The following is a 19,795-nucleotide window of genomic DNA, read 5'->3' as shown; positions in this document are numbered from 1 at the left end:
CGCGGCTGAAAACTAGATCCGTATGAAGGCGGTGGGCTCGCCATAGCCCGCCGCCTTTATTCGTTGCACGGTGACCTCCAGCGGCTCGATCTCGACCGCCATGTGGTGGCCGTTGGCATGGATGATCTTCCCATCGCCCAGGCCAATGGCCACGTGGCCCTTCCAGAACACCAGGTCATTTCGCCCGAACTCTTCCAGCGCGATCTGTCGGCCCATCGTCTGCTGCTGATCAGCATCGCGCGGGCAGGCCCGCCCGCAAGCCAGCAGCGATTGCTGCACCAGCCCTGAGCAATCGAGCCCGAGGCTCTCGCGCCCGCCCCACAAATACGGCGCACCATAGAACCGCTGGGCCACCGCCGCGGGATCGGTTTCGAACACGCCCACGGGCGCCAGGTGCTCCACCGTCACCCAGCCGCCGCCCCAGACCTTCGCCAGGCGCCCTTCCTGGCTCTCCACGTGAACCAGGCTGTTGATCGAGAAGGGGCCGCTCGCCCGTGACTTGATGGTCGGCTCCGCGAAGGCATAGGTCCGAATGGCCGCGATCCTGTGGGTCGGCGCAGGACCAAGCCCGGTCAGGGCCGCAGCTTCGACGAAGCCCACATAGCCGTCCCGACGCGCCTGCCCCCAGAAGAAGCCGCCCTCCTCCTCGGCCACGTCGAAGATTTCGCCAAACAGCAGCTGGTCCATCTGCTCGGACGCCGGGTCGGCCGCCCGTCGAATGGCCGCCGCCGGGACCTGGCAGGTCATCGGCTGCGGATCGAGATAGACCTCGGCGGGAAGCACGCCTTCAAGCGCTCGGCTCGCCACCCCGTCTCGGATCGGGGTCACCCGCGCATCGAAGCTCACGCGAACCGCTCACGCAACATGGAGAACAGGCCTCGGATCGCCTGGGCCTCGCCGCCGGCGGGCGAGCCGATCTGGCCACGCGCGTTCCAGGCGAAGATGTCGAGGTGCACCCACGGACCTGCGGGCGCAAACTTCTGAAGGAACAGGGCCGCGGTGACGGAGCCCGCCTGAGCCCAAGCCTCCGGATCGTTCTTCACGTCGGCGATGTCGGATTCCAGCGCCGCCGCATAGGGCTTCCACAGCGGCATGCGCCAGACGGGGTCGTTCACCGCCTGTGCGTGCCGCTCGATGGCCGCTGCCAGCTCGTCATCGTCGGTGTAGAAGGGCGGCAGTTGCGGTCCCAGTGCGATGCGCGCCGCGCCGGTCAGGGTCGCCAGATCGATAGTCAGCGCCGGCTCGAGCTCGGCGGCGCGGGTCAGGGCGTCGGCCAGGATCAGCCGCCCTTCCGCATCCGTGTTGCCCACCTCGATGGTGAGGCCCTTGCGAGACGCGAGCACATCGCCTGGGCGCATGGCGTCGCCGCTGATCGCGTTCTCCACCACCGGCACGAGGACCGAGAGACGGACCGGCAACCGGGCCGCCATGACCATCCGGCCCAGCGCCAGGGCGTGCGCGGCCCCGCCCATGTCCTTTTTCATGATCCGCATTCCGGCGGACGGCTTAATGTCCAGGCCGCCAGTGTCGAACACCACGCCTTTGCCGACGATGCAGACGAGCGGGCGGTCCGCCTCGCCCCAGCTCATCTCAATCATCCGCGGCGCGCGCTGGGAGACGGCGGCCCGGCCAACGGCGTGCACGGCCGGATAGTTGGCCTCCAGCAGGCCGTCGCCTTCGATCACGGTGATGGACGCGCCGTATTGCTCGGCGATCTCTCGCGAGATGGTCTCGATCTGCCGCGGCCCCATGTCGTTGGCCGGCGTGTTGATCATGTCCCGCGCCAGGGCGCAGGCATGGGCGATCGCCCGCACTTCCACCCCGTCGAAGCCCTCCACCAGCAGCTTCGGCTTGTCGGCGATGTGGCCCTTGTAGCGGTCGAACTTGTAGCTCCCCATGGCGAAGGCCAGGGCCGCCTGGTCCCGCGCCAGACCGTCAGGGACGCCCTCCAGTTTGTAGGTGGCCGGCGACAGCCGCGGCGGCAGAGTGCGGAACACGCAGGCGTCCTCGCCCTTGCCCAGTCCGAAAAGAACGCGCTCCGCAGCGCCGCCTTCGCCCGGCAGCACGAGCACCTGCCCCGCCTTGCCGCGGAAATCAGACACCGTGGCGAGCCCTTTCACGAAGCCGGACTGCCCCTCCAGCCAGCCAGGGGCCTGCGCCTCGGTCAGGGCCAGGATGGGGATGACAGCGCCTTGCGGCGCATCGACGAGGATTTCGGACATGGAGCCTGCAACGCGCGCCAGGGGAGATGGAGCCCGGTCACCCGGACCCTTGCTCCTTCATCTGCCCCGCGCCGGCGGCGCCCGCAAGCCGCCTCAGAACGGCAGCGGCAGCCCTTTGGCGACCGGCGCATCAGACAAGGCGGCCAGCGCGCCGACCGCGATCGCGACACCGTAAGGCAGGTCGCCCTTCGGCTCAGCCAGGCGGTGCACCCAGCCAGGTCCGGCCAGGACATAGGGGCGGAAGATGTCCGACCGCAGGCTAAGGAGCGCAAAGGTCAGCGCTCCGCCCGCCATGCCGGTGAACACCACATACGACGGCATGGCCGGCCAGCCGAGCCACAGGGCCGCGGCGGCGAACAGCTTGGCGTCGCCGCCTCCGATCCAGCCCGCGGCGAACATGCCCATGCCGATCAGCAGCGCGCCAAACCCGACGGCCGCGTGCACCCCGACCTGCGGAAGGCTGAGGCCCGCCGCTAGTGCAGCCACGGGGAAAGCCGCCAGCAGAGCCAGCGAAATCCAGTTGGGGATGGTGTAGCTGGTCAGGTCCTTGGCCGCCGCTGTCAGCACCAGGGCGGCGAACATCAGAACGGCGACGGCTTGCAGGGACGCGATCATCGGCTTCTCCAGCCTCCACCATCGCCCGCTCGGATGAACGCTTGGTTGCGCCCAAACGAAAAAAGCCCCCGCGGCGAGCGCGGGGGCCTCTTACTCTTACTCAGCCCGAGGCTTAGCCGCCCGCCCCAGCGGCAGCGCCGGCCTCAGTGATTTCGGTGTTCAGGCCTTCCAGGCTGCCCTGCAGGTTACCACCGATGGTGCCGAGGATGGCGGCCAGGACCGCGGCGATCAGAGCGGCGATCAGGCCATACTCGATGGCGGTGGCGCCGGATTCATTCTTCAGGAAACGGGTCACGAAGTTCGACATGGTCTTAGCCTCTCCTCTCGCGAGCAGTTGAGGGTGACCGGGATTGGTCGACCTGCTCGCCACAAAACGCAGGATCAACTTCGCACCCCACACTTAATCGCCAGTAAACGCGTGGCGCCATTTCGCCTTTTTCTTTGGTAAACCCGGATTTACCACAATAACAGCAGGAAGAATCGGAAGTATAACGCCGTTCCGGGTGTCTGCAATTCGACATTCGCGCGTTTAATATTGCTTAGGCACGCAGGCGCATCTTGAAGGCGCAATCGATTGAGGACCACGTGCCCGCCTGCGCCTGCACATCCATGACCAAGCTGCTCGCACGCTTCCGTCGCGCGGAGCGCGGTGCGACAGCCGTCGAGTTCGGCTTTATCGCTCTGCCGCTGATGCTGCTCATATTCGGCCTTCTGGAGCTGGTGCTGCTGTTCATGGTCTCGGCGACCCTGGACAACGCCACTCATGAGATCGCGCGAGACATCCGGACGGGGCTCTTCCAGCAGGGCGCAGCCCCCTCCGCCGAGACCTTCCGCTCCCGCGTGTGCGCGCGGATGAGCTGGCTCGCCCCGAACTGCGAGCAGGACCTCTATATCCAGGCGCAGGAGTTTCCCCGCTACGCCGATCTCGCCGCCGCTCCGCCGCCGGTGATCACCCCCGCGGCCTTCCCGGATCCGGATTACGGCGCAAGCCCGCAGCCCTCCGCCCTGCCCTGGCAGGCGGGCCAGGCCTGCAGCATCATCCTCGTGCGCACCTTCTATCGCTGGAAGCTCTTCACGCCGCTGATGGGGCCGATCTTCGAGACGCCCGGCGCGGGCAAGGACATCCGGCTGGTCAGCTCGGCCACGGCCTTCCGCAATGAGCCCTATGACGTCAATCCGACCGCGAGCATGTCATGCTGAACCGGTTTCGTCGTGACGAAGGCGGCGCCGCCGCCGTCGAGTTCGCTCTGTTCGCCCCGGTGCTGGTGCTGCTCTACTTCGGCACCGTGGAGCTCTCCTTGGCGCTGCTGGCCGACCGGCACAGCGCGCACGCGGCAGCGGTGATTGCGGACCTCACCACCCAACCGGCCTCGCTTAGCGAAAACGAGATCACGGACATCCTGGGCGTCGCGGCGCCCATCATGCGCCCCTTCCCCACCTCAGGCATGACCACTCGCATCAGCATGCTGCAAGGTGACTCCAACAACGTCGCGCGGGTGGTGTGGAGCCGCAGCCAGACCATGACGCCGCTGGCGGTCAACAACGCCCCGGCCGCAGTGAAGATCGGCGTACTGAAGAAGGACGAGCGGGCGGTGCTCAGCGAGGTGAACTACAGCTACACCTCGCCGATCGGGCACATCGTCAGCCAGCCGATGACCTTCCGGAACCACCACATCTCCTGGCCGCGCCGCAGGGACGTGACCATCAGGTAAGCGCGGCTTTCAGGCGCTCAAGCTCGGGCCAGGGCGCCAGCGCCCGTCCATCCAACTCCGCCACGGTTCGAAGGCCGATCAGGCTGTTGGTCAGGAAGACGTGCCGCGCTGTGCTCAGCACCGAGTTGGGCGCCCGCACCTCCGCCACCTCCCAGTCCAGCGCCAACACCGCCTCACGCGTAATCCCCGCGAGTGCGCCGCACTCGAGCGCAGGCGTGCAGAGCCGCCCGTCGTCCTCGACCCAGAAGAGGTTGGCCGCCGATGCGCAGGCGATCTCGCCGGCGTTGTTCAGCATCAGGGCTTCGTCCGCCCCGGCCGCGCGGGCCTCCCGACGCGCCAGCACATTGTCCATATAAGCCAGCGTCTTCCAGCGAGAAGCGATCGAGCCTTCGTTCCGCCGCGTAATGGCGGTGATCAGCCGTGCGGAGCCCCCCGCGGGCGGGGCCGGCGCAGCCGTCGCCACCATCTCGGGGCTGATGGCCTCCGGCCGGTCGAGCCCCCGTCCGCCAACGCCCGCCGTAAGCGTCAGCCGCACCGCTGCGCGGCGGTCGCCCAGCTCAGCATCGGCCACCGCCTGCTGCATCAGCGCCTCGGCGGTCGCCAGGTCCGGCGCAGGCAGGCCCAGCGCCTCACATCCGGCTGTCAGCCGGGCCAGATGCCGGTCGAGCCGCCGCAGCGTTCCGTCCGCCCACAGCACCGTCTCGAAAAGCCCGTCGCCCAGTGTGAAGCCGCGGTCCAGGGGATCGATCACCGATCAGCACTCCGTGAAGCACGCGCTGGTGATTAGGCGCCAAGCCGCCGCCGCGCAATTCTGGCGCGGGCTCTCTATCGAGGTCTGTCCCTGAGGCGCCCGTCGCGGTTTGCGGAGACCGCGGCGGGCGTACCTACGTTCAGGCGCCGAGGATCCGGTCGTGGATCTGCGCTCGCAGGCCAGCATCCAGCCCCAGCACGTCGTCCAGGTAGCCGTCGATCGAGCCGTGGTCCCGGCGCATGACCGCAAAGGCGGTCTCCAGGTACTGCGGGTGCACCGACACCGCGACGCGCAGCGCAGCCTCCGAGGCGGTGCGGCCGACGAACTCCTGGATCCATGGGCCCAGAAACTCGATCTTGCGCGCCATCCGGCTCTCGTCGTTGGTCAGCAGGTAATCTTCGACGATGTCGTCCGGGTGCACGCCCGCCATGTGGTGGGTTAGGGCGCAAATGGTCCCCGTCCGGTCCTTACCCGCCGCGCAGTGCACCACCACCGCACCGTCGGTGACGGCCAGCGCCTGGAAGTAGCGGCGGAACAGGTCCACGTGCCGCGGCTCGTGCGGCAGGCGCCGGTAATAGTCGAGCGCGTCTTCGAAGAACCACTCCGGCGTCAGGTCGCCCTGGCGCATGGTGTGGCTCCAGTCCGGGTGGTCGGAGACGATGTCGTTCTCCAGCACCTGGGCCTCGAAGCCCTCCCACCGGCGCGACGGCTCGCGGCTGCGCTCGTGCACCTGCCGCAGATCGAGCACCACGGCCACGCCCAGGTCCCGCAGCCGCTGAAGGTCAGCTTCCGTCGCCCGGTGATGGTTGGCCGAACGGAACAGCCGCCCGCGCTTCACGCCCCGCCCGCAGGCGGTGGCGTAGCCTCCGAAATCCCGGAAATTGTCGATGCCTTCGAGGTCGATGTGCCGCGTCATGCCGGGCGGTCTAACCGCCCCGGCCGCCGAAATCGAGGCGGCAAGATGCACATCGACTCCCTCTCAGGTCACCGGAACGGCGGCTCGTCGAATGAGCGCAGCTTGCGTGAGTGGAGGCGCGAGCCCTCCTTGCGCAAGAGGTCCATGGTGACGATGCCGATCTGCAGGTGCTGGCCGATCGCCCGGTCGTAGAAGGCGTTCGCCTGGCCGGGCAGCTTGATCTCCCCGTGCAGCGGCTTGTCCGACACGCAGAGCAAGGTCCCGTACGGCACCCGGAAGCGGTACCCCTGCGCCGCGATGGTGGCGCTCTCCATGTCGATCGCCACCGCCCGGCTTTGATTGAACCGCAGGGCGCTCGAGGAATAGCGCAGCTCCCAGTTTCGGTCGTCCGTGGTCACCACGGTCCCGGTTCTGAGGCGGCGCTTCAGCACTTCGCCGCTTTCGCCGGTGACCAGTTCGGCGGCCCGGTTCATGGCCACCTGCACCTCCGCAATCGGCGGGATCGGGATTTCCGGCGGCAGCACGCCGTCCAGCACATGGTCGTCCCGCAGATAGGCGTGGGCGAGAACGTAGTCGCCGATGGTCTGGCTGCCGCGTAGGCCCCCGCAGTGTCCGACCATCAGCCAGGCTTGCGGGCGCAGCACCGCCAGGTGGTCGCAGATTGTCTTGGCGTTGGACGGTCCCACCCCGATGTTCACCAGGGTGATGCCGGTGTTGCCCGGCGCCATCAGGTGATAGGCCGGCATCTGGTGCTTGCGCCAGGAGGCGGCCGCCACCACCGCTTCGGGATTGGCCGTCTCGGCCGTTATCTCCACCCGTCCCGCCGCCGACAGCGCGGTATAGGGCGAGCCTTCCGCGCCCAGCTGGCTGCAGCCCCAGCGTACGAACTCGTCCACGTAGCGGTGGTAATTGGTGAACAGCACGTACTGCTGGACGTGCTCGGCCGGCGTGCCGGTGTAGTGCGCGAGCCGGGCCAGCGAGAAGTCCGTGCGCAGTCCGTCGAACAGCGACAGGGGGCGCGCCGCTTCGGGATGCATCATCCAGGAGCCGTCGGCGATTTCGTCGCCGATGTTGGCCAGCTCCGTTGTCGGGAAATGCCGGGCGATCTCCGAGGAGCCGATGTCGGCCAGCGCCAAGTCCGCCGCCCCGTCCAGCACGTAGGGGAACGGGATCTCCTGAGCCGAGCGGCCGACGTCGATCTCAACGTTGAAGTCCTGCTGCAGCAGGGTCAGCTGCTCCACCAGGTAGTCGCGGTAAAGGTGCGGTCGGGTCACCGTCACGGCGTAGCGTCCCGGCGCGCCGATGCGAGCGAACGCACGGCTGATGCGCGGGTAGCGCTCGCCTGCCGGCCAGTTCAGGCGAAGCTCGGGATAGGTGAAGGCGCCCGAGGCGCGCAGCTTGGGGTCAGGCGGCGGGCCGCCGTCCAGAAATGCCTTGAGTGATGTCCGAAGGGCCTCGACGCTCCTGCGGTACTCCTCTTCCAGCCGATCGACGATGCCGGCTGCTTCCATGTTGCTATTCATGGCGCCCTTTTAACCGCACGCGGCGCGGGACGCGAGACGGATGGACGCGGCCCAGCTTTTCTGGCTGGAAGGGAGCCAAGGTTTCAGGACTTCGGAATGAATCGGCTTTTCACCTACTTCCTTATCGGGGCGATGGTCCTCGGCATCCTCGTCGGCTGGGCTGTGAACCAGTTCACCGCGCCCGAGCAGGCCGCCACTGTCGCGGACGGACTGTCGATCCTCACCGACCTGTTCCTGCGCCTCATCAAGATGATCATCGCGCCCCTGGTCTTCTCGACCCTGGTGGCCGGCATCGCCCACATGGAAGACGCCGGCGCCATTGGCCGGGTGGGCGCCAAGACCATGGGCTGGTTCATCACCGCCTCGATCGTCTCCCTGACGATCGGCCTGGTTATGGTCCACATCATTCAGCCGGGCTCGGGCCTGTCGCTGACGCCGCCTGCCGCGGACGCGGCCAAGACGGCCGTGGACATGAGCAACTTCACTTTGAAGAACTTCGTCACCCACCTGGTGCCGACCTCCATCGTGGACGCCATGGCGCGGAACGAGATCCTGCAGATCGTCGTCTTCTCGGTGCTGGTCGGCACCGCTGTGGCCGCCATCGACGATCGCGCTCCGGCCGTCCTCGTGCTGGTCGAGCAGATCGCCTCGATCATGCTCAAGGTCACAGGTTACGTGATGAAGACCGCCCCGATCGCGATCTTCGCCGCCTTGGCTTCCAGCGTCGCGACCCAGGGCCTGGACGTCTTGGTCACCTACGGCAAGTTCGTGGTGGGCTTCTACGCCTCGCTGGGCGTGCTCTGGGCTCTGCTCATCGCCGTGGCCGTACTGATTGTCGGCCGGCGCGCCCTGAAGCTCATCGCGGCCATCCGCAGCCCGGCCCTGCTGGCCTTCTCCACCGCCAGCTCCGAGGCCGCCTACCCTCGCACCTTGGAAGAGCTCCAGAAGTGGGGCGTCTCGCGCCGCGTGGCCTCCTTCGTCCTGCCGTTGGGCTATTCGTTCAACCTCGACGGCTCGATGATGTACTGCACCTTCGCGACCCTGTTCATCGCGCAGGTCTACGGGGTCGAACTCTCGATCGCCCAACAGATCACCATGCTGCTGCTGCTGATGGTGACCTCCAAGGGCATGGCCGGCGTGCCGCGCGCCTCGCTCGTCGTGATCGCCGCCACTCTGACCTACTTCAATCTCCCGGAAGCAGGCCTGCTGCTGATCGTGGCGGTCGACCACTTGCTCGACATGGGTCGCTCGGCCACCAACGTGGTGGGCAACTCGGTGGCCGCCGCTGTGGTCGCCAAGTGGGAAAACCAGATCGAGGAACCTGTGGAGGGTGAGGCGTCGCGGGCCTGAACGGTCCGCCCGCCGCCCTTTCCGTCTCCAGGTCCCGGCCGAGCCGGTACCTGCGGCGGACCTAAACCGGGCGTTAGCCATGTCGCTTAACGCCGAATTCGCCTCGAGGGCGGAAAGATTAGGGCTCCAAGTATCGAGAGTCCGGTTCCGTCGTGGTCTCAACGACCCCAAGCCATGAAGAACTCGCCGCCCGAGTGGCCGAGTTGGAAGCCGAGCGCGCCGACGCGCTCCGGCTGGCGCAGACGGATTCTCTCACCGGCCTGCTGAACCGCGGCGCCTTCACTCAGGCGCTCACCGAAAGGCTGGCCTGGGCCCAGGCGAACGGCGGCTCGGTCGGTCTGTTCGTCATCGATCTCGACCGCTTCAAGCATCTCAACGACACACTTGGGCACCATGCCGGCGACCTGCTGCTGGCGGAGATGGGCGCGCGCCTGCTGGCTGACGCTCAGCCTGGCGAGCTGGTGGCGCGCCTCGGCGGCGACGAATTCGCCCTGATCACCGAGGGCGCGGAACCGGCCTGGCGCGCTCAGCGCCTCGTGTCCATCCTGTCCCAGCCGCATTCCATCTACGGCCGCTACGTGGCCCCTGGCGCCAGCATCGGCGTCGCCGTCTATCCCACCGACGCGCCCAGCGCCGCCGACCTCCAGCGGTTTGCCGACATGGCGCTCTACCGCGTCAAGACGATGGGCGGGCGCCGGTGGAGCGTGTTCGACGCCGAGCTGCGGGCCGAGAACGAACGTCGGCAGACGCTCGAGGCCGAGTTGCGCCGAGCCATCCCGGCCGGCGAGATCGAACCCTGGTTCCAGCCGGTGGTCGACGCCGGCGAGGGCCGGATCGTCGGGGTCGAAGTGCTGGCGCGCTGGCGTCACCCAGAACAGGGCCTTCTGGGGCCCGCCTGCTTCGTGCCGATGGCCGAGGAGCTGGGCCTCATCCGCCGGATCGACGAGGCGGTGTTCGAAGCCGCCTGCGCCCGCGCTGCGCCCTGGGTCGCCGAAGGACTGATCGAGCTTGTGTCCTGCAACGTCTCGCCGCGCGACCTGCTCGACCCGGCGTTCTCGCGCAAGCTGATCCAGCGCCTGGCCGGCACCGACCTGCCCGCCACCGCGTTGACCGTGGAGATCACCGAGACCTTCCTGCTGCAGGATCTGGCCCTGTCGCGGCGCCACATCGAGCGGCTGGCGGCGAAGGGCGTGCACATCGCTCTCGACGACTTCGGCACCGGTTATTCGAACCTGCGCGCCCTGATGAACCTGCCGATCCAGACGGTGAAACTGGACCGCAGCCTGATCAGCGACGTCGGCCGCGACGCCCGCGTCTCGAAGCTGGTCGGGTCTATGATGCACGCCGCGCGGGCCATGGGCGTCTCCATCGTCGCCGAGGGGGTCGAGGACGAAGCCCAGGCCCTGTTCCTGCGCGCCGCCGGCTGCGACCGCATGCAGGGCTACCTGTTCGCCAAGCCCATGCCGGCCGACGAGATGGAAGCCCGCCTGCGCGAAGACCTCGCGGCTTTTCAGGCCACCGCCGAAGCCCGCCACCGCCGCCGCGTGGCGCGATAAGCGCGAAATAGATCCCCGATGCACGTAAAGGGGCTGGCCGCCTAGCCTTCACCTCGGCCTCGTCGATCCCCATATTTGCAGCACGGGCATCCGCCCTCGGGAACCCTGACGACCTTCGATGCGCAACCATCTCCGCACCTTCATGCTTCTGGCCGCCCTCACCGCACTTTTCATGGGCGCGGGTTACCTGATCGGCGGGGCGACGGGCATGGTCATCGCCTTCGCCCTGGCGGCGGGCATGAACTTCATCAGCTACTGGAATGCAGACAAGATCGTGCTGTCCATGTACCGGGCGAGCCCGGTCGACGAGGGCCATCCCGAGCCGCTGATCCGCAACTACGTGGCCGACGTCCACGCCTTGGCCGACGGCGCCGGCATGCCGCGCCCCAAGGTCTATGTCATCGACCAAGACCAGCCGAACGCATTCGCCACCGGCCGTGACCCAAGCCATGCGGCCGTCGCCGCCACCCGCGGCCTGCTGCAGATGCTGGACCGCCGCGAGATCCGCGGCGTCATGGCCCATGAGCTGGCGCACGTGAAGAACCGCGACACACTCACCATGACCATCACGGCCACTGTGGCCGGCGCCATCGGCATGCTGGCCAACTTCGCCTTCTTCTTCGGCGGCCGTGACGAGGACGGTCGCCCCACCGGCATGATTGGCGCGATCGTCGTTGCAATCCTCGGCCCCATCGCGGCGGCCCTGGTGCAGATGGCCATCAGCCGTCACCGCGAGTACGAAGCCGACCGTGAAGGCGCGGCCATCAGCGGTGATCCCGGCGCTCTGGCCTCCGCTCTGCAGAAGATCGAAGCCTATGCCCGGGGCGGCTACTTCAATCCGGATGCCGAGCGCAATCCGGCCACCGCGCACATGTTCATCATCAACCCGCTAGCAGGCCGGGGCGGCGACAATCTCTTCTCCACCCACCCAGCGACCCACAATCGCGTGGCGGCTCTGATGCAGCTGACTGGCCAGACCCCGCAGCCGCAGGCGCGCGCCCAAGCGTCTCCTCGCGGTCCGTGGAGCGGCGGCGCGACGGCGGTCCCGCGCACGGACGCTCCGCGCCGCGGCCCTTGGAGCAGTTGACCTCGCGCGGTTGACCGAACGCCGGGCGCGCGCCAGCTTGGCCGCATGAGCTATGTCGACGGCGCCTTCAGCAGCACGCGGGTCAAAAAGCGCGCGATCCTGGTCCTGAGCGTGGTCGCTGTGGCGGCGTTCGTCCGCGGGCTCGCTGGTCAGATGGACTTCACCTTCCGCCCACCGCCCGCCGCGCCCGTAACCGCCGTGCAGCCGCAGCCGCAGCCGAAGGCTCCGCCGCAAGCGACTCAGCCTCAGCCCGCACCCGCAGCTGCCGCAGCGGAAGACGCCGCTCAGCCGGCCGCCGACACGCCGGCCGCCAATGCAGCGCCCGAGCCTGCCTCCGCCCCTGCGGCGACTCCGCCCTCTCGTCCGGTTGCGCCCGCGCCGTCGACGGCGGTCACAGCCGACCCACCCGTCGCTGCGCCCGCCGCATCGACACCTACGCCGGCGCCCCAGTCAGTTGCGCCGGCTGCCCAGGCAGAGGATCCGCCGCTCTAGCGGCTTCAACCCTTGCGCAGCTCGCTTGGCTTGTGGGCGGCCAGCGCACCGGTCTTGTCGGATTTCACGATGTACTCGGGGTTGTCCTTCGAGGCCGCCACCTTGTGACCCTTGATCTTGGTCGGCGTGGTCTGCTTGCGCACCACGTGGCCAGTTGTGGTTCCCTGGCTGTGGTCCCAACGGACCTTGTCGCCGGACTTGAAGCTCTTCTCGCTCATCTCGTGCGCTCCTGTTCGGTCGGCCAACCCTAGGGCGCTATTCATTGTTCCAGATGAGCTATAGAAGGCATGACGGATGATCGGCCCCGCGGCGGTCTATCATTCGTTATTGCAGGCGAAATAATAATCCTTGCAAGAAACGAGCTTCGCCGCTCTGGTGCTCGAGCCGCGTTCCACGAACCGCAAGGACTTCCGTCAGATGGCTCATGACGATGACGCGCTTGCCGCGGCCTTCGCCGAGGAGCTCACCGTGGTCGCCCGTCGCTGGCGCGAGGTCGAGGCCACGCCCTGCACGCCACGCGCCGGCTCCCTGCGCGACGAGATCCTCGCCGAGCTCGACCCCGATCAGTTGCGCTCGGCAGTCGCCCTGCTCCAGCGGCTGCGCGATCGGTTGGGCGCGGATCCCTTCAGCTGAACTGGCGCGTCAGTCCGGCATGGTCTCGAACTGCGTAAGCCCCTCCGGGGCTACGGCCCAGGGCGCCCGGTCACGCACGAAGATGGCGATCTGCGGCTCGAACAACAACGCATCGTCCAGCGAGCCGGCGTACACCGTCCGCCAGTCATCCTGCCCCTCACCACCGAACACCAGAGAGCCGCACGCGGCGCAGTGGTTGCGCACCGACTCGCCGCCCCGAAAGGCCGAGGTTCGGGACTGGCGGGTCTCGCCCGTCACCGTCAACGCGCTCGCCTGGAAGCCCATGAACGGGATGAAGCCGGAACCCGAGGCCTTGCGACAGTCACGGCAGTAGCAGTGCCCGGTCCAAGCCGGCTCGCCCTTCGCTTCATAGCGCAGCTGGCCGCACAGGCAGCCGCCGGCAAAGATCCGGTTTGCAGTGTCGCTCATGGCGTCCTCCTAGGCCAAGGACGCAGCTTGTGGGGCGACGCCGACAGGCGCCAGCCGCATTTCGATCAAGCCGCCTTCGCGATGTCCGGCGCGGGCGCCTCTGCAGCGGTTGGGAGGCTGGCCGGCGGTGCTCGCAGGGGACGGCCGATCCGCAGCAGCACCTTCAGCATCGGCTTCTCCACCCAAAGGTGGATCGCCACGCCGGCCGCCACGGAGGCGCCCATTCCTGCGGCCATGGCGACGATGAACTGCGGCCAGCCGGACAATGGCAGCCCCTTCACCCACCAGGAGGCCGCCGACAGCACCAGGGTGTGGAACAGATAAATCGCGTAGCTGGCGTCCCCGAGCAGGCCCAGGACGCGGCTGGGGCGCGTGCGCGCCTGCACTTCAAGCCCCAGGGCTCCGGCGACCAACAGGGCGCTCAGCCCCAGCACCGCCAGCTTGGGCAGCTCGATCCAGGGCGTCGCATGGGCCAGCAGCACCGCACCTGCGATGGGCGCCAGCGGCCAAGCCCGATCGAACACGGTCCGCGCCTGCAGCCAGGCGATGCCGAGGCCCGCCAGGAAGGCCAGCAGGATCGGGCTGGTATAGCTCTTCAACACGGCGTCGGCGGGCGACAGCGCAAAGCCGGCCGCCACGAGGGCCAGCAGCACGCCCGCGCTCACCAACGTGACGCGCCTAAGGGCCAGCCCCACCGCGAACACCCCGTAGAAGAACACCTCGTAGTTCAGCGTCCAGCCGGGGATGAGCACCGGCCAGGCGAGGCCGGGATGCTGCGGATCCTCGTGCGCCACCATCAGCAGCGACGCCAAGAGGTGGCCGCCGTCCGGGGCCGGCCACTCGCGAAAGACGCCCCAGACCACCAGGGTCAGGGTGGCGATCCAGTAGAGCGGGACCACCCGGATCAGCCGCCGACGCACGAACTCGACCGGCGCCTCGTGGCGAGCCGCCGCGTACATGATGAAGCCGCTGATGACGAAGAAGATCTCCACCCCGAAGGTGAAGTTCCAGCCCACCATCGGGTCGAACAGCCAGGGCTTGGGATTGCGCGCGTGGTGCAGCAGCACCATCAGCGCCGCCGCGGCGCGGAGGTACTGGACCGTGATCAGGGTCGGGCGCGGCGAGGCCGTGGACATCCTCGCCCCGTAGCACATCACAGACATGTGAGAAATGGAGGCGGCTACGGGCGCCGCTTACCACAACGAAGTCAGACCGGGCGCGGCGGCGGCTTGGGGGGCGCGCGTCGAGCCTTCACCACCGCAGCGTCGAGCGCCTGCAGGAACTTCGAGCGGTCGGCGTTGCTGAACGGCGGCGGGCCGCTGGTCACCTCGCCCATGGAGCGCAAGTGCTCGCCGATCGCGCGGCCGGCGAGCGCGCCGCCGATGTTGTCGGGCGAGAAGACCCGACCGGTGGGATGCAGCGCCTGAGCTCCGCCCTCCAGCGCCCGGCCAGCCAACGGGATGTCGGCGGTGATCACGATGTCGCCCGGTCCCGCGCGCTCGGCGATCCAGTCGTCGGCCACATCGGGCCCCTCGTCCACGACCACCAGCTGGATCTTCGGGCTCTGCGGCGTGCGGATCCAGCTGTTGCAGACCACGAACACCGCAATGCCGTAGCGGGCGGCCACCTTGTAGACCTCGTCCTTCACCGGACAGGCGTCGGCGTCGATGTAGAGCACGCTCACGCCGCGACCGCCTTGCGCAGCTCGGACAGCCGCCGCTCGTCGCCGGGATGGGTGGACAGCGCCTCGGGAGGCGCGCCCTGCCGGGCCTGGCGGGCGATCATGCGCTCCCAGAAGCGCACCGCCGCCTGCGGCTCGAACCCGGCTTTGCGCATCAGCTCGACGCCGAGCCGGTCGGCTTCCAGCTCGTGCGAGCGCGAGTAGGGCAGCAAGACGCCGTAGGTGGCCCCGAGCCCCAGCACGCCCGCGACCATCTCGGCGTTCTCGCCGTTCTCGCCGCCGAACACCAACTGGGCCAGCGTCACGCCAGCCTGGGTGGCCAGCTGGTGGCTCACCCGCTCGGCCGGGTGCCGCGCCAGGATGTGCGCCGCCTCGTGACCCAGCACAGCGGCCAGCTCGTCGTCGCTGCCCACCAGCTCGAGTAGACCGCGGAAGACGCCGACCTTGCCGTTGGGCAACACGAAGGCGTTCACCTCGGGGCTGTCGAACACCACCACGTCCCAGGCCAGGTCGGTTCGGCCGGTGGCCTGAATGATCGGCTCCATCACCCGCACCACCCGCGCCCGCGCCGCGGGATCGCGCAGCACCGGGGTCTGCGCGCGCAGCTCGGCCCAGGGCTGGTCGGCCATCTGGGCCAGCTGCTCGTCTGACACGAACGCCAGCTGGCGGCGCCCGGTCATGGCGTTGTCGCTGCACCCGGCGAGGGTCAAGGCGGCCAGGGCGCCCAGCAGAACCCGACGCAGGGGATCGGAGGTTAGGATGCGCATGCGGCAGATATAGGAGCCCCGGCGGTCAGCCGCCGGTCTCGTCCACCACGATGATCACGGTCTTGCCCCGTGACAGCGGCTCCCAGCCTGCGGCGATGGCCGAGCCGATGGCCCGCTCCACCAGCTCCGGCTGGATCTGCGAGGCCCGCAGCTGCGGCGCGCCGAACCTCGGCTGCGGTCCCACAGGGAACTCCAGCACCGCCTCGCGCTGGCCTTCCTTGTGGCGGACGCCGATGCCCATGCCGTGCCGCTCCGCCGGGTCGCTGGACCACTTGGGTTTGCGCTGGAGGCGCCAGACATAGGTCTCGCCGTCGACCTCGATCTCGAACTCTTCGGTGTGCTTGGAACGGGACATGGAAGGGGAGTTAGCCCGGACCGCCGGCCCGGGCCACCCCCTGCCGGCCTCAGACCTGGGCCATGCCGCCGTCCACGAACACCTCGCCGCCGGTCATGAAGCTGCTGTCGGCGGAGGCCAGGAAGGCCGCCACCGCGCCGGTCTCCGACGGCTCGCCGATGCGCCCGATGGGGGTGGTGGCGCCCAGCGCCTCCATCGCCTCCTCGCCCACGACGCCCACCGCAAGGTCGGTGCGCGTGGGGCCGGGCGAGAGCACGTTCACCCGGATGCCGGTGCCCTGCAGGTCCAGCGCCCAGCTGCGGGCCAGGTTGCGGACCGCCGCCTTGGTGGCGCTGTAGATGCTGAAGGCCGGCGTGCCCATCACCCCGGTGGTCGAGCCGGTCAGGATGATCGAGCCGCCCTGCCCCATCAGCGGCAGGGCCTTTTGCACGGTGAACACCAGCCCCCGAACGTTGGCGTCGAAGGTCTCGTCGAAGTGCTCGGGCGTGATCTCGCCCAGGGGCGCGAAGCTGCCGGTGCCGGCGTTGGCGAACACGACGTCCACCGAGCCGCGCTCGGCCTTCACCGTCTCGTAGAGCCGGTCGAGATCGGCCAGGTCCGTCACCGAGCCGGCCACCGCCCGGGCGTTCGGGCCGAGTTCGGCCAGCGCCGCGTCCAGCGCCGCCTGGCGTCGGCCGAAGATGTAGACGAAGGCGCCTTCCTCGACGAACCGCTTGGCGGCCCCAAGGCCGATCCCGCTGCCGCCGCCGGTCACCACCGCCGTCTTGCCGTCCAACCTCTTCATGATGTGCTCCTATGGCTGAGGTTGCATTCAGCTGGCGGCGGACACACCTAGCGACAAGTATGCACCTTTTGGTAAGTACCCAAAAATGTCGTCAGAGCTGCAAGACACCCTCCCGCCGCAGACCCAGGCCTGCACCCCCACCCTGCCCGGGTTCACCTGCGGGCTGGACGCCACGCTTCGGCTGATCGCTGGCAAGTGGAAGCCGCTGATCCTCTACTTCCTGGCCCAAGGCGGCCCGACCCGGTACGGCGAGCTGCGGCGCGCGATCCGCGACGTCAGCGACAAGGTCCTGATCCAGCAGCTCAAAGAGCTGGAGGCCGACGAGCTGGTGAAGCGCACCGACTACAAGGAGGTGCCGCCGCGGGTGGACTACAGCCTGACCCCCCTGGGCCACAGCCTGGCCCAGGCCCTGGTGCCGCTCTGCACCTGGGGCACGGAGAACATGGCCGAGGTCGCCCGCGTCTACGCCGAACGGGACAGCTGGAAGCGCGGGCCGGCCTGACAGCGCGAGCGTGGCGGAACGCGGCGGGGCGACGGGCGGTTTGCAGCCATCGACACCCCTCGCCCGATCAAGGACATCGCCATGCCCGCGGAGCTTTCGCTCGTCGCCCAGTTCGAACATCAGGTCACCGGCGTGGCCGTCAGCGAGACCGGCCGGATCTTCGTCAACTTCCCCCGCTGGACGGAGGACTCGCCCATCTCAGTCGCTGAGGTGGTGGACGGCGGGCTGAAGCCCTTCCCCGACGCCCGCTGGAACGAGTGGCGCAACGCCCGCAAGAACGAGCTGTCGGCCGAGGACCACTTCGTCTGCGTCCAGTCGGTGGTCTGCGACGGCCGCGGCAGCCTGTGGGTTCTGGACCCCGCCGCGCCCGGCCAACAGCAGGTGATCGAGGGCGGCGCGAAGCTGGTCCGCATCGACCTGGCCACCAACCAGGCGGTCCAGACCATCGCCTTCGACCTGGAGCTGGCGCCGCAGGGCAGCTACCTCAACGACGTGCGCTTCCACCCCAACGGCCGCACCGCCTACATGACCGACTCCGGCGCCAAGGGCGCCCTGCTGGTCGTCGACCTGGAGAGCGGCCAGGCCCGCCGGGTGCTCGACGGCCACCCCAGCACCCAGCCGGAAAAGGACGTGGTGGTGAAGACCGACGGCAAGGAGCTGCGCCGCCCTGACGGCCGCGGCGCCGAGTTCGCCGCCGACAGCATCGAGGTCACCCCCGACGGCGCCTTCGTGATCTTCCAGGCCCTGACCGGCCGCACCGTCTACCGCATCGCCACCGAGGCGCTGGACGACGCCAGCCTGTCCGACGAGGCGGTGGGCGCGCGGGTGGAGAAGCTGGCCGAGATCGGCGTCTCCGACGGCTACTGGATGGACGCCGAAGGCCGGCTGTTCATGTCCGCCGTCGAGGAGAACGCGGTCAAGGTCCGCGAGCCGTCCGGCGAGGTCCGCACCTTTGTGCAGGACGAGCGGCTGCGCTGGCCCGACAGCTTCGCCCAGGGGCCGGACGGGGCGATCTACGTCACCACCTCGCACATCCAGGACAACATGTGGTTCAAGCCGGAGGCCGGCCCGGCCATCACCACCGAGCTGTGGCGGGCCGAAGAGCGGGCCGGCTAACGCCTCCAGCCCATGCGCCGGCGCCCGGCGCCTCGCAGGGCGGGCCGGGGAAAGCGGTCTGGGGCATGGGTCAAGGGTTGAAGGACGAAAGCTCGGGCGGCGAAGGGCGCGGCCTGGGCTCAGCCATTGCCGCGCCAGCCGGGGTCGGCCCGCGCCGAGGGGGCGTTCGGCTCGCCCTCGGCTAAGTCAGGACCGTCCGGATCAGCATCGTCCGGCGCCTCGGGGGCGGGCGCTTGGAGGTCGAGCCCTTCGCGCAGGTGGGCCATGACCAGCTCCAGCGGCGCGTCGGCGAAGCCGGGCTTGGCAGCCAGGTCGTCGATCAGCTCGCGCAAGGCTTCGGTCCAGTCGGCCTCTTCCTCTTCGCAAGGCTCGACCTCGGTCCAGATCAGCCGCAGGCCGGCGTCGTACACGGCGCGGCGCCGCGCCTGCAGGCGCTCGGCCCGGTCTTTCTCGGCGCGCTCGCGCTCGGCGTGCAGGGCGGGCTGGGCCTCGCGGTGCAGGCGCGCCTCCAGCGCCAGGCTCTGGCGCACGGAGCGGGAAGCGGTGTGGAAGGCCCGCGCCGCGTCGGCGGTCTCCTTGGGCGTTTCGGCAGCCAGGGCGTCCTCGTGCAGCCGCTCGGCCAGGCTCATGCCCAGCTCGGCCAGCCGCCCCAACATGCGGCCATGCCGCTCCGCCATTTCCGCTTGCGCAGACATGAACAAAAAGAGAACATCAGGCCGGCCCGAAGTCAAATTTTGAGTGCAGCTTACCCGTGGGACGCCCGAACCCGGACCGCGTGCCGATGCGCTATCGGCGCTTCAAGTGCGAAACGGTCGACCAGATGCTCCAGCAGGGATGGGACGTTCAGTCGAAGTGCACGACCTGCGGCCTGCTGATGCGCGTGAACCTGCGCCTGGTGGTGCGGATCAAGGGCCCCCGGTTCAGCCTCTGGAACCGCAAGACCCGCTGCCGCCGCATCGGCTGCCTGGGCTTTACCGAGTTCCAGGCCAAAGCCCCCGGCATGTACTGGCACGAGCGCCTGGACGCGCCATGGCCGGAGGGGAAGTGACTTGTAGGTTGACCTGGGAAGGTCTGCTCCAAGGGCGTCTGTATCTGGCGCAAGTGAGACGTCGGCTGAGCTTGGCGATCTACCGAGCTGCGCACCCGCGACTAGCCAACCACTTCGTTGCCGCTCGCAAGGCTGCTTGGCTGTCACTGGCGCGCTCGTCGGCCAGCGTGAGGCGTATCCGGTTGCGGACCCTGTCTACCGTGCGCTTTCCGATCGAAGCTGCCGCGGGAAGTGTCCGCTCTGGGGCCGCGTTGAA

25 protein-coding genes are annotated in these 19,795 nt (G+C 68.7%); 10 read left to right on the top strand and 15 right to left on the bottom strand.

Annotated features, from left to right (window positions below):
- Positions 1 to 12 precede the first annotated feature (12 nt).
- The 4 genes from DJ018_RS07695 to DJ018_RS07680 form a co-directional block, all read right to left on the bottom strand.
- Positions 13 to 846 carry a C40 family peptidase gene (locus DJ018_RS07695; RefSeq protein ID WP_205853724.1) on the bottom strand — a complete coding sequence of 278 codons (834 nt, stop codon included), beginning with the start codon at positions 844 to 846 and terminating at the stop codon, positions 13 to 15.
- On the bottom strand, positions 843 to 2,222 hold the full coding sequence (locus tag DJ018_RS07690) for a leucyl aminopeptidase family protein (RefSeq protein ID WP_111514242.1): 1,380 nt from the start codon (positions 2,220 to 2,222) through the stop codon (positions 843 to 845). The genes DJ018_RS07695 and DJ018_RS07690 overlap by 4 nt, the downstream gene beginning before the upstream one ends.
- A gap of 93 nt (positions 2,223 to 2,315) precedes the next feature.
- Complete coding sequence (locus tag DJ018_RS07685) at positions 2,316 to 2,834, bottom strand: A24 family peptidase (protein ID WP_111514727.1); 519 nt, start codon at positions 2,832 to 2,834, stop codon at positions 2,316 to 2,318.
- A 115-nt stretch (positions 2,835 to 2,949) separates the two neighbouring features.
- Complete coding sequence (locus tag DJ018_RS07680) at positions 2,950 to 3,144, bottom strand: Flp family type IVb pilin (protein WP_111514241.1); 195 nt, start codon at positions 3,142 to 3,144, stop codon at positions 2,950 to 2,952.
- A gap of 251 nt (positions 3,145 to 3,395) precedes the next feature.
- On the opposite strand from DJ018_RS07680, the gene DJ018_RS07675 reads away from it, so the two are divergent.
- Both DJ018_RS07675 and DJ018_RS07670 read left to right on the top strand, forming a co-directional pair.
- On the top strand, positions 3,396 to 4,037 hold the full coding sequence (locus DJ018_RS07675; RefSeq protein WP_133254239.1) for a TadE/TadG family type IV pilus assembly protein: 642 nt from the start codon (positions 3,396 to 3,398) through the stop codon (positions 4,035 to 4,037).
- Entirely contained in the window at positions 4,031 to 4,549 is a 519-nt protein-coding gene (locus DJ018_RS07670) for a TadE/TadG family type IV pilus assembly protein (RefSeq protein WP_111514239.1), read from the top strand. Before DJ018_RS07675 ends, DJ018_RS07670 begins: the two co-directional genes overlap by 7 nt.
- Here DJ018_RS07670 and DJ018_RS07665 read toward each other — a convergent pair.
- The 3 genes from DJ018_RS07665 to DJ018_RS07655 form a co-directional block, all read right to left on the bottom strand.
- Positions 4,542 to 5,300, bottom strand: a complete 759-nt coding sequence (locus DJ018_RS07665) for an aminotransferase class IV (protein WP_240609474.1) — start codon at positions 5,298 to 5,300, stop codon at positions 4,542 to 4,544. The genes DJ018_RS07670 and DJ018_RS07665 overlap by 8 nt on opposite strands.
- 139 nt (positions 5,301 to 5,439) lie before the next feature.
- Positions 5,440 to 6,216, bottom strand: coding sequence for a tyrosine-protein phosphatase (locus tag DJ018_RS07660; protein WP_111514238.1), 777 nt, complete (start codon positions 6,214 to 6,216; stop codon positions 5,440 to 5,442).
- 68 nt (positions 6,217 to 6,284) lie between these two features.
- Positions 6,285 to 7,739, bottom strand: coding sequence for an AMP nucleosidase (locus tag DJ018_RS07655; protein WP_111514237.1), 1,455 nt, complete (start codon positions 7,737 to 7,739; stop codon positions 6,285 to 6,287).
- A 96-nt stretch (positions 7,740 to 7,835) separates the two neighbouring features.
- Between DJ018_RS07655 and DJ018_RS07650 the strand changes: the two genes are divergently transcribed.
- The 4 genes from DJ018_RS07650 to DJ018_RS07635 all read left to right on the top strand — a co-directional run bounded on the left by DJ018_RS07650 (position 7,836) and on the right by DJ018_RS07635 (position 12,224).
- Complete coding sequence (locus DJ018_RS07650) at positions 7,836 to 9,089, top strand: dicarboxylate/amino acid:cation symporter (protein WP_111514236.1); 1,254 nt, start codon at positions 7,836 to 7,838, stop codon at positions 9,087 to 9,089.
- A gap of 152 nt (positions 9,090 to 9,241) precedes the next feature.
- Positions 9,242 to 10,645, top strand: a complete 1,404-nt coding sequence (locus tag DJ018_RS07645) for a putative bifunctional diguanylate cyclase/phosphodiesterase (RefSeq protein ID WP_111514235.1) — start codon at positions 9,242 to 9,244, stop codon at positions 10,643 to 10,645.
- 118 nt (positions 10,646 to 10,763) lie between these two features.
- Positions 10,764 to 11,732: a zinc metalloprotease HtpX gene (gene htpX / locus DJ018_RS07640; protein WP_111514234.1), complete on the top strand. Its 969-nt coding sequence runs from the start codon at positions 10,764 to 10,766 to the stop codon at positions 11,730 to 11,732.
- Positions 11,733 to 11,777: 45 nt separating this feature from the next.
- Positions 11,778 to 12,224, top strand: a complete 447-nt coding sequence (locus DJ018_RS07635) for a hypothetical protein (RefSeq protein ID WP_111514233.1) — start codon at positions 11,778 to 11,780, stop codon at positions 12,222 to 12,224.
- Between the two features lie 5 nt (positions 12,225 to 12,229).
- Here the strand turns inward: DJ018_RS07635 and DJ018_RS07630 are convergent, their stop codons facing one another.
- Positions 12,230 to 12,442: a hypervirulence associated TUDOR domain-containing protein gene (locus tag DJ018_RS07630; protein WP_111514232.1), complete on the bottom strand. Its 213-nt coding sequence runs from the start codon at positions 12,440 to 12,442 to the stop codon at positions 12,230 to 12,232.
- Between the two features lie 130 nt (positions 12,443 to 12,572).
- Between DJ018_RS07630 and DJ018_RS07625 the strand changes: the two genes are divergently transcribed.
- Positions 12,573 to 12,857: a hypothetical protein gene (locus DJ018_RS07625; protein WP_111514231.1), complete on the top strand. Its 285-nt coding sequence runs from the start codon at positions 12,573 to 12,575 to the stop codon at positions 12,855 to 12,857.
- 9 nt (positions 12,858 to 12,866) lie between these two features.
- Here the strand turns inward: DJ018_RS07625 and DJ018_RS07620 are convergent, their stop codons facing one another.
- The 6 genes from DJ018_RS07620 to DJ018_RS07595 form a co-directional block, all read right to left on the bottom strand.
- Complete coding sequence (locus tag DJ018_RS07620) at positions 12,867 to 13,286, bottom strand: GFA family protein (RefSeq protein WP_111514230.1); 420 nt, start codon at positions 13,284 to 13,286, stop codon at positions 12,867 to 12,869.
- Positions 13,287 to 13,351: 65 nt separating this feature from the next.
- The gene (locus DJ018_RS07615; protein WP_165842823.1) at positions 13,352 to 14,422 is read right to left on the bottom strand and encodes an acyltransferase family protein; all 1,071 of its coding nucleotides are present in this window, start codon (positions 14,420 to 14,422) and stop codon (positions 13,352 to 13,354) included.
- Positions 14,423 to 14,493: 71 nt separating this feature from the next.
- The gene (locus DJ018_RS07610) at positions 14,494 to 14,970 is read right to left on the bottom strand and encodes a YaiI/YqxD family protein (protein ID WP_111514228.1); all 477 of its coding nucleotides are present in this window, start codon (positions 14,968 to 14,970) and stop codon (positions 14,494 to 14,496) included.
- Positions 14,967 to 15,734: a M48 family metallopeptidase gene (locus tag DJ018_RS07605; RefSeq protein WP_111514227.1), complete on the bottom strand. Its 768-nt coding sequence runs from the start codon at positions 15,732 to 15,734 to the stop codon at positions 14,967 to 14,969. Before DJ018_RS07605 ends, DJ018_RS07610 begins: the two co-directional genes overlap by 4 nt.
- 25 nt (positions 15,735 to 15,759) lie before the next feature.
- Positions 15,760 to 16,089 (bottom strand): hypothetical protein, encoded by a 330-nt coding sequence (locus DJ018_RS07600; RefSeq protein ID WP_111514226.1) that lies wholly within the window; start codon positions 16,087 to 16,089, stop codon positions 15,760 to 15,762.
- A 49-nt stretch (positions 16,090 to 16,138) separates the two neighbouring features.
- Positions 16,139 to 16,873: an SDR family NAD(P)-dependent oxidoreductase gene (locus DJ018_RS07595; protein ID WP_111514225.1), complete on the bottom strand. Its 735-nt coding sequence runs from the start codon at positions 16,871 to 16,873 to the stop codon at positions 16,139 to 16,141.
- Between the two features lie 85 nt (positions 16,874 to 16,958).
- Here DJ018_RS07595 and DJ018_RS07590 point away from each other — a divergent pair, with 85 nt between their 5' ends.
- A complete protein-coding gene (locus DJ018_RS07590) occupies positions 16,959 to 17,375 on the top strand; it encodes a winged helix-turn-helix transcriptional regulator (protein ID WP_205853723.1) in 417 nt (138 codons plus the stop codon).
- Positions 17,376 to 17,456: 81 nt separating this feature from the next.
- Entirely contained in the window at positions 17,457 to 18,491 is a 1,035-nt protein-coding gene (locus DJ018_RS07585; RefSeq protein ID WP_111514224.1) for an SMP-30/gluconolactonase/LRE family protein, read from the top strand.
- Between the two features lie 119 nt (positions 18,492 to 18,610).
- On the opposite strand, the gene DJ018_RS07580 is transcribed toward DJ018_RS07585, so the two are convergent.
- Positions 18,611 to 19,186, bottom strand: coding sequence for a hypothetical protein (locus DJ018_RS07580; protein WP_133254238.1), 576 nt, complete (start codon positions 19,184 to 19,186; stop codon positions 18,611 to 18,613).
- A gap of 56 nt (positions 19,187 to 19,242) precedes the next feature.
- Here DJ018_RS07580 and DJ018_RS07575 point away from each other — a divergent pair, with 56 nt between their 5' ends.
- The gene (locus DJ018_RS07575) at positions 19,243 to 19,539 is read left to right on the top strand and encodes a hypothetical protein (RefSeq protein ID WP_133254237.1); all 297 of its coding nucleotides are present in this window, start codon (positions 19,243 to 19,245) and stop codon (positions 19,537 to 19,539) included.
- The last annotated feature ends 256 nt before the right edge of the window (positions 19,540 to 19,795 follow it).

Source organism: Phenylobacterium deserti, assembly GCF_003254705.1.
In the GTDB taxonomy this organism is placed as follows: domain Bacteria; phylum Pseudomonadota; class Alphaproteobacteria; order Caulobacterales; family Caulobacteraceae; genus Phenylobacterium; species Phenylobacterium deserti.
The sequence above is the reverse complement of the archived record's forward strand: the minus strand, read 5'-3'. Positions and strand labels throughout refer to the sequence as shown.

Bases quoted from the DNA above. Each gene is read 5' to 3' on its own strand.
- DJ018_RS07690 (WP_111514242.1), bottom strand. From the start codon at position 2,222: ATGTCCGAAATCCTCGTCGATGCGCCGCAAGGCGCTGTCATCCCCATC.
- DJ018_RS07680 (WP_111514241.1), bottom strand. From the start codon at position 3,144: ATGTCGAACTTCGTGACCCGTTTCCTGAAGAATGAATCCGGCGCCACC.
- DJ018_RS07670 (WP_111514239.1), top strand. From the start codon at position 4,031: ATGCTGAACCGGTTTCGTCGTGACGAAGGCGGCGCCGCCGCCGTCGAG.
- DJ018_RS07660 (WP_111514238.1), bottom strand. From the start codon at position 6,216: ATGACGCGGCACATCGACCTCGAAGGCATCGACAATTTCCGGGATTTC.
- DJ018_RS07655 (WP_111514237.1), bottom strand. From the start codon at position 7,739: ATGAATAGCAACATGGAAGCAGCCGGCATCGTCGATCGGCTGGAAGAG.
- DJ018_RS07650 (WP_111514236.1), top strand. From the start codon at position 7,836: ATGAATCGGCTTTTCACCTACTTCCTTATCGGGGCGATGGTCCTCGGC.
- htpX (WP_111514234.1), top strand. From the start codon at position 10,764: ATGCGCAACCATCTCCGCACCTTCATGCTTCTGGCCGCCCTCACCGCA.
- DJ018_RS07635 (WP_111514233.1), top strand. From the start codon at position 11,778: ATGAGCTATGTCGACGGCGCCTTCAGCAGCACGCGGGTCAAAAAGCGC.
- DJ018_RS07630 (WP_111514232.1), bottom strand. From the start codon at position 12,442: ATGAGCGAGAAGAGCTTCAAGTCCGGCGACAAGGTCCGTTGGGACCAC.
- DJ018_RS07620 (WP_111514230.1), bottom strand. From the start codon at position 13,286: ATGAGCGACACTGCAAACCGGATCTTTGCCGGCGGCTGCCTGTGCGGC.
- DJ018_RS07615 (WP_165842823.1), bottom strand. From the start codon at position 14,422: ATGTCCACGGCCTCGCCGCGCCCGACCCTGATCACGGTCCAGTACCTC.
- DJ018_RS07605 (WP_111514227.1), bottom strand. From the start codon at position 15,734: ATGCGCATCCTAACCTCCGATCCCCTGCGTCGGGTTCTGCTGGGCGCC.
- DJ018_RS07600 (WP_111514226.1), bottom strand. From the start codon at position 16,089: ATGTCCCGTTCCAAGCACACCGAAGAGTTCGAGATCGAGGTCGACGGC.
- DJ018_RS07595 (WP_111514225.1), bottom strand. From the start codon at position 16,873: ATGAAGAGGTTGGACGGCAAGACGGCGGTGGTGACCGGCGGCGGCAGC.
- DJ018_RS07590 (WP_205853723.1), top strand. From the start codon at position 16,959: ATGTCGTCAGAGCTGCAAGACACCCTCCCGCCGCAGACCCAGGCCTGC.
- DJ018_RS07585 (WP_111514224.1), top strand. From the start codon at position 17,457: ATGCCCGCGGAGCTTTCGCTCGTCGCCCAGTTCGAACATCAGGTCACC.
- DJ018_RS07580 (WP_133254238.1), bottom strand. From the start codon at position 19,186: ATGTCTGCGCAAGCGGAAATGGCGGAGCGGCATGGCCGCATGTTGGGG.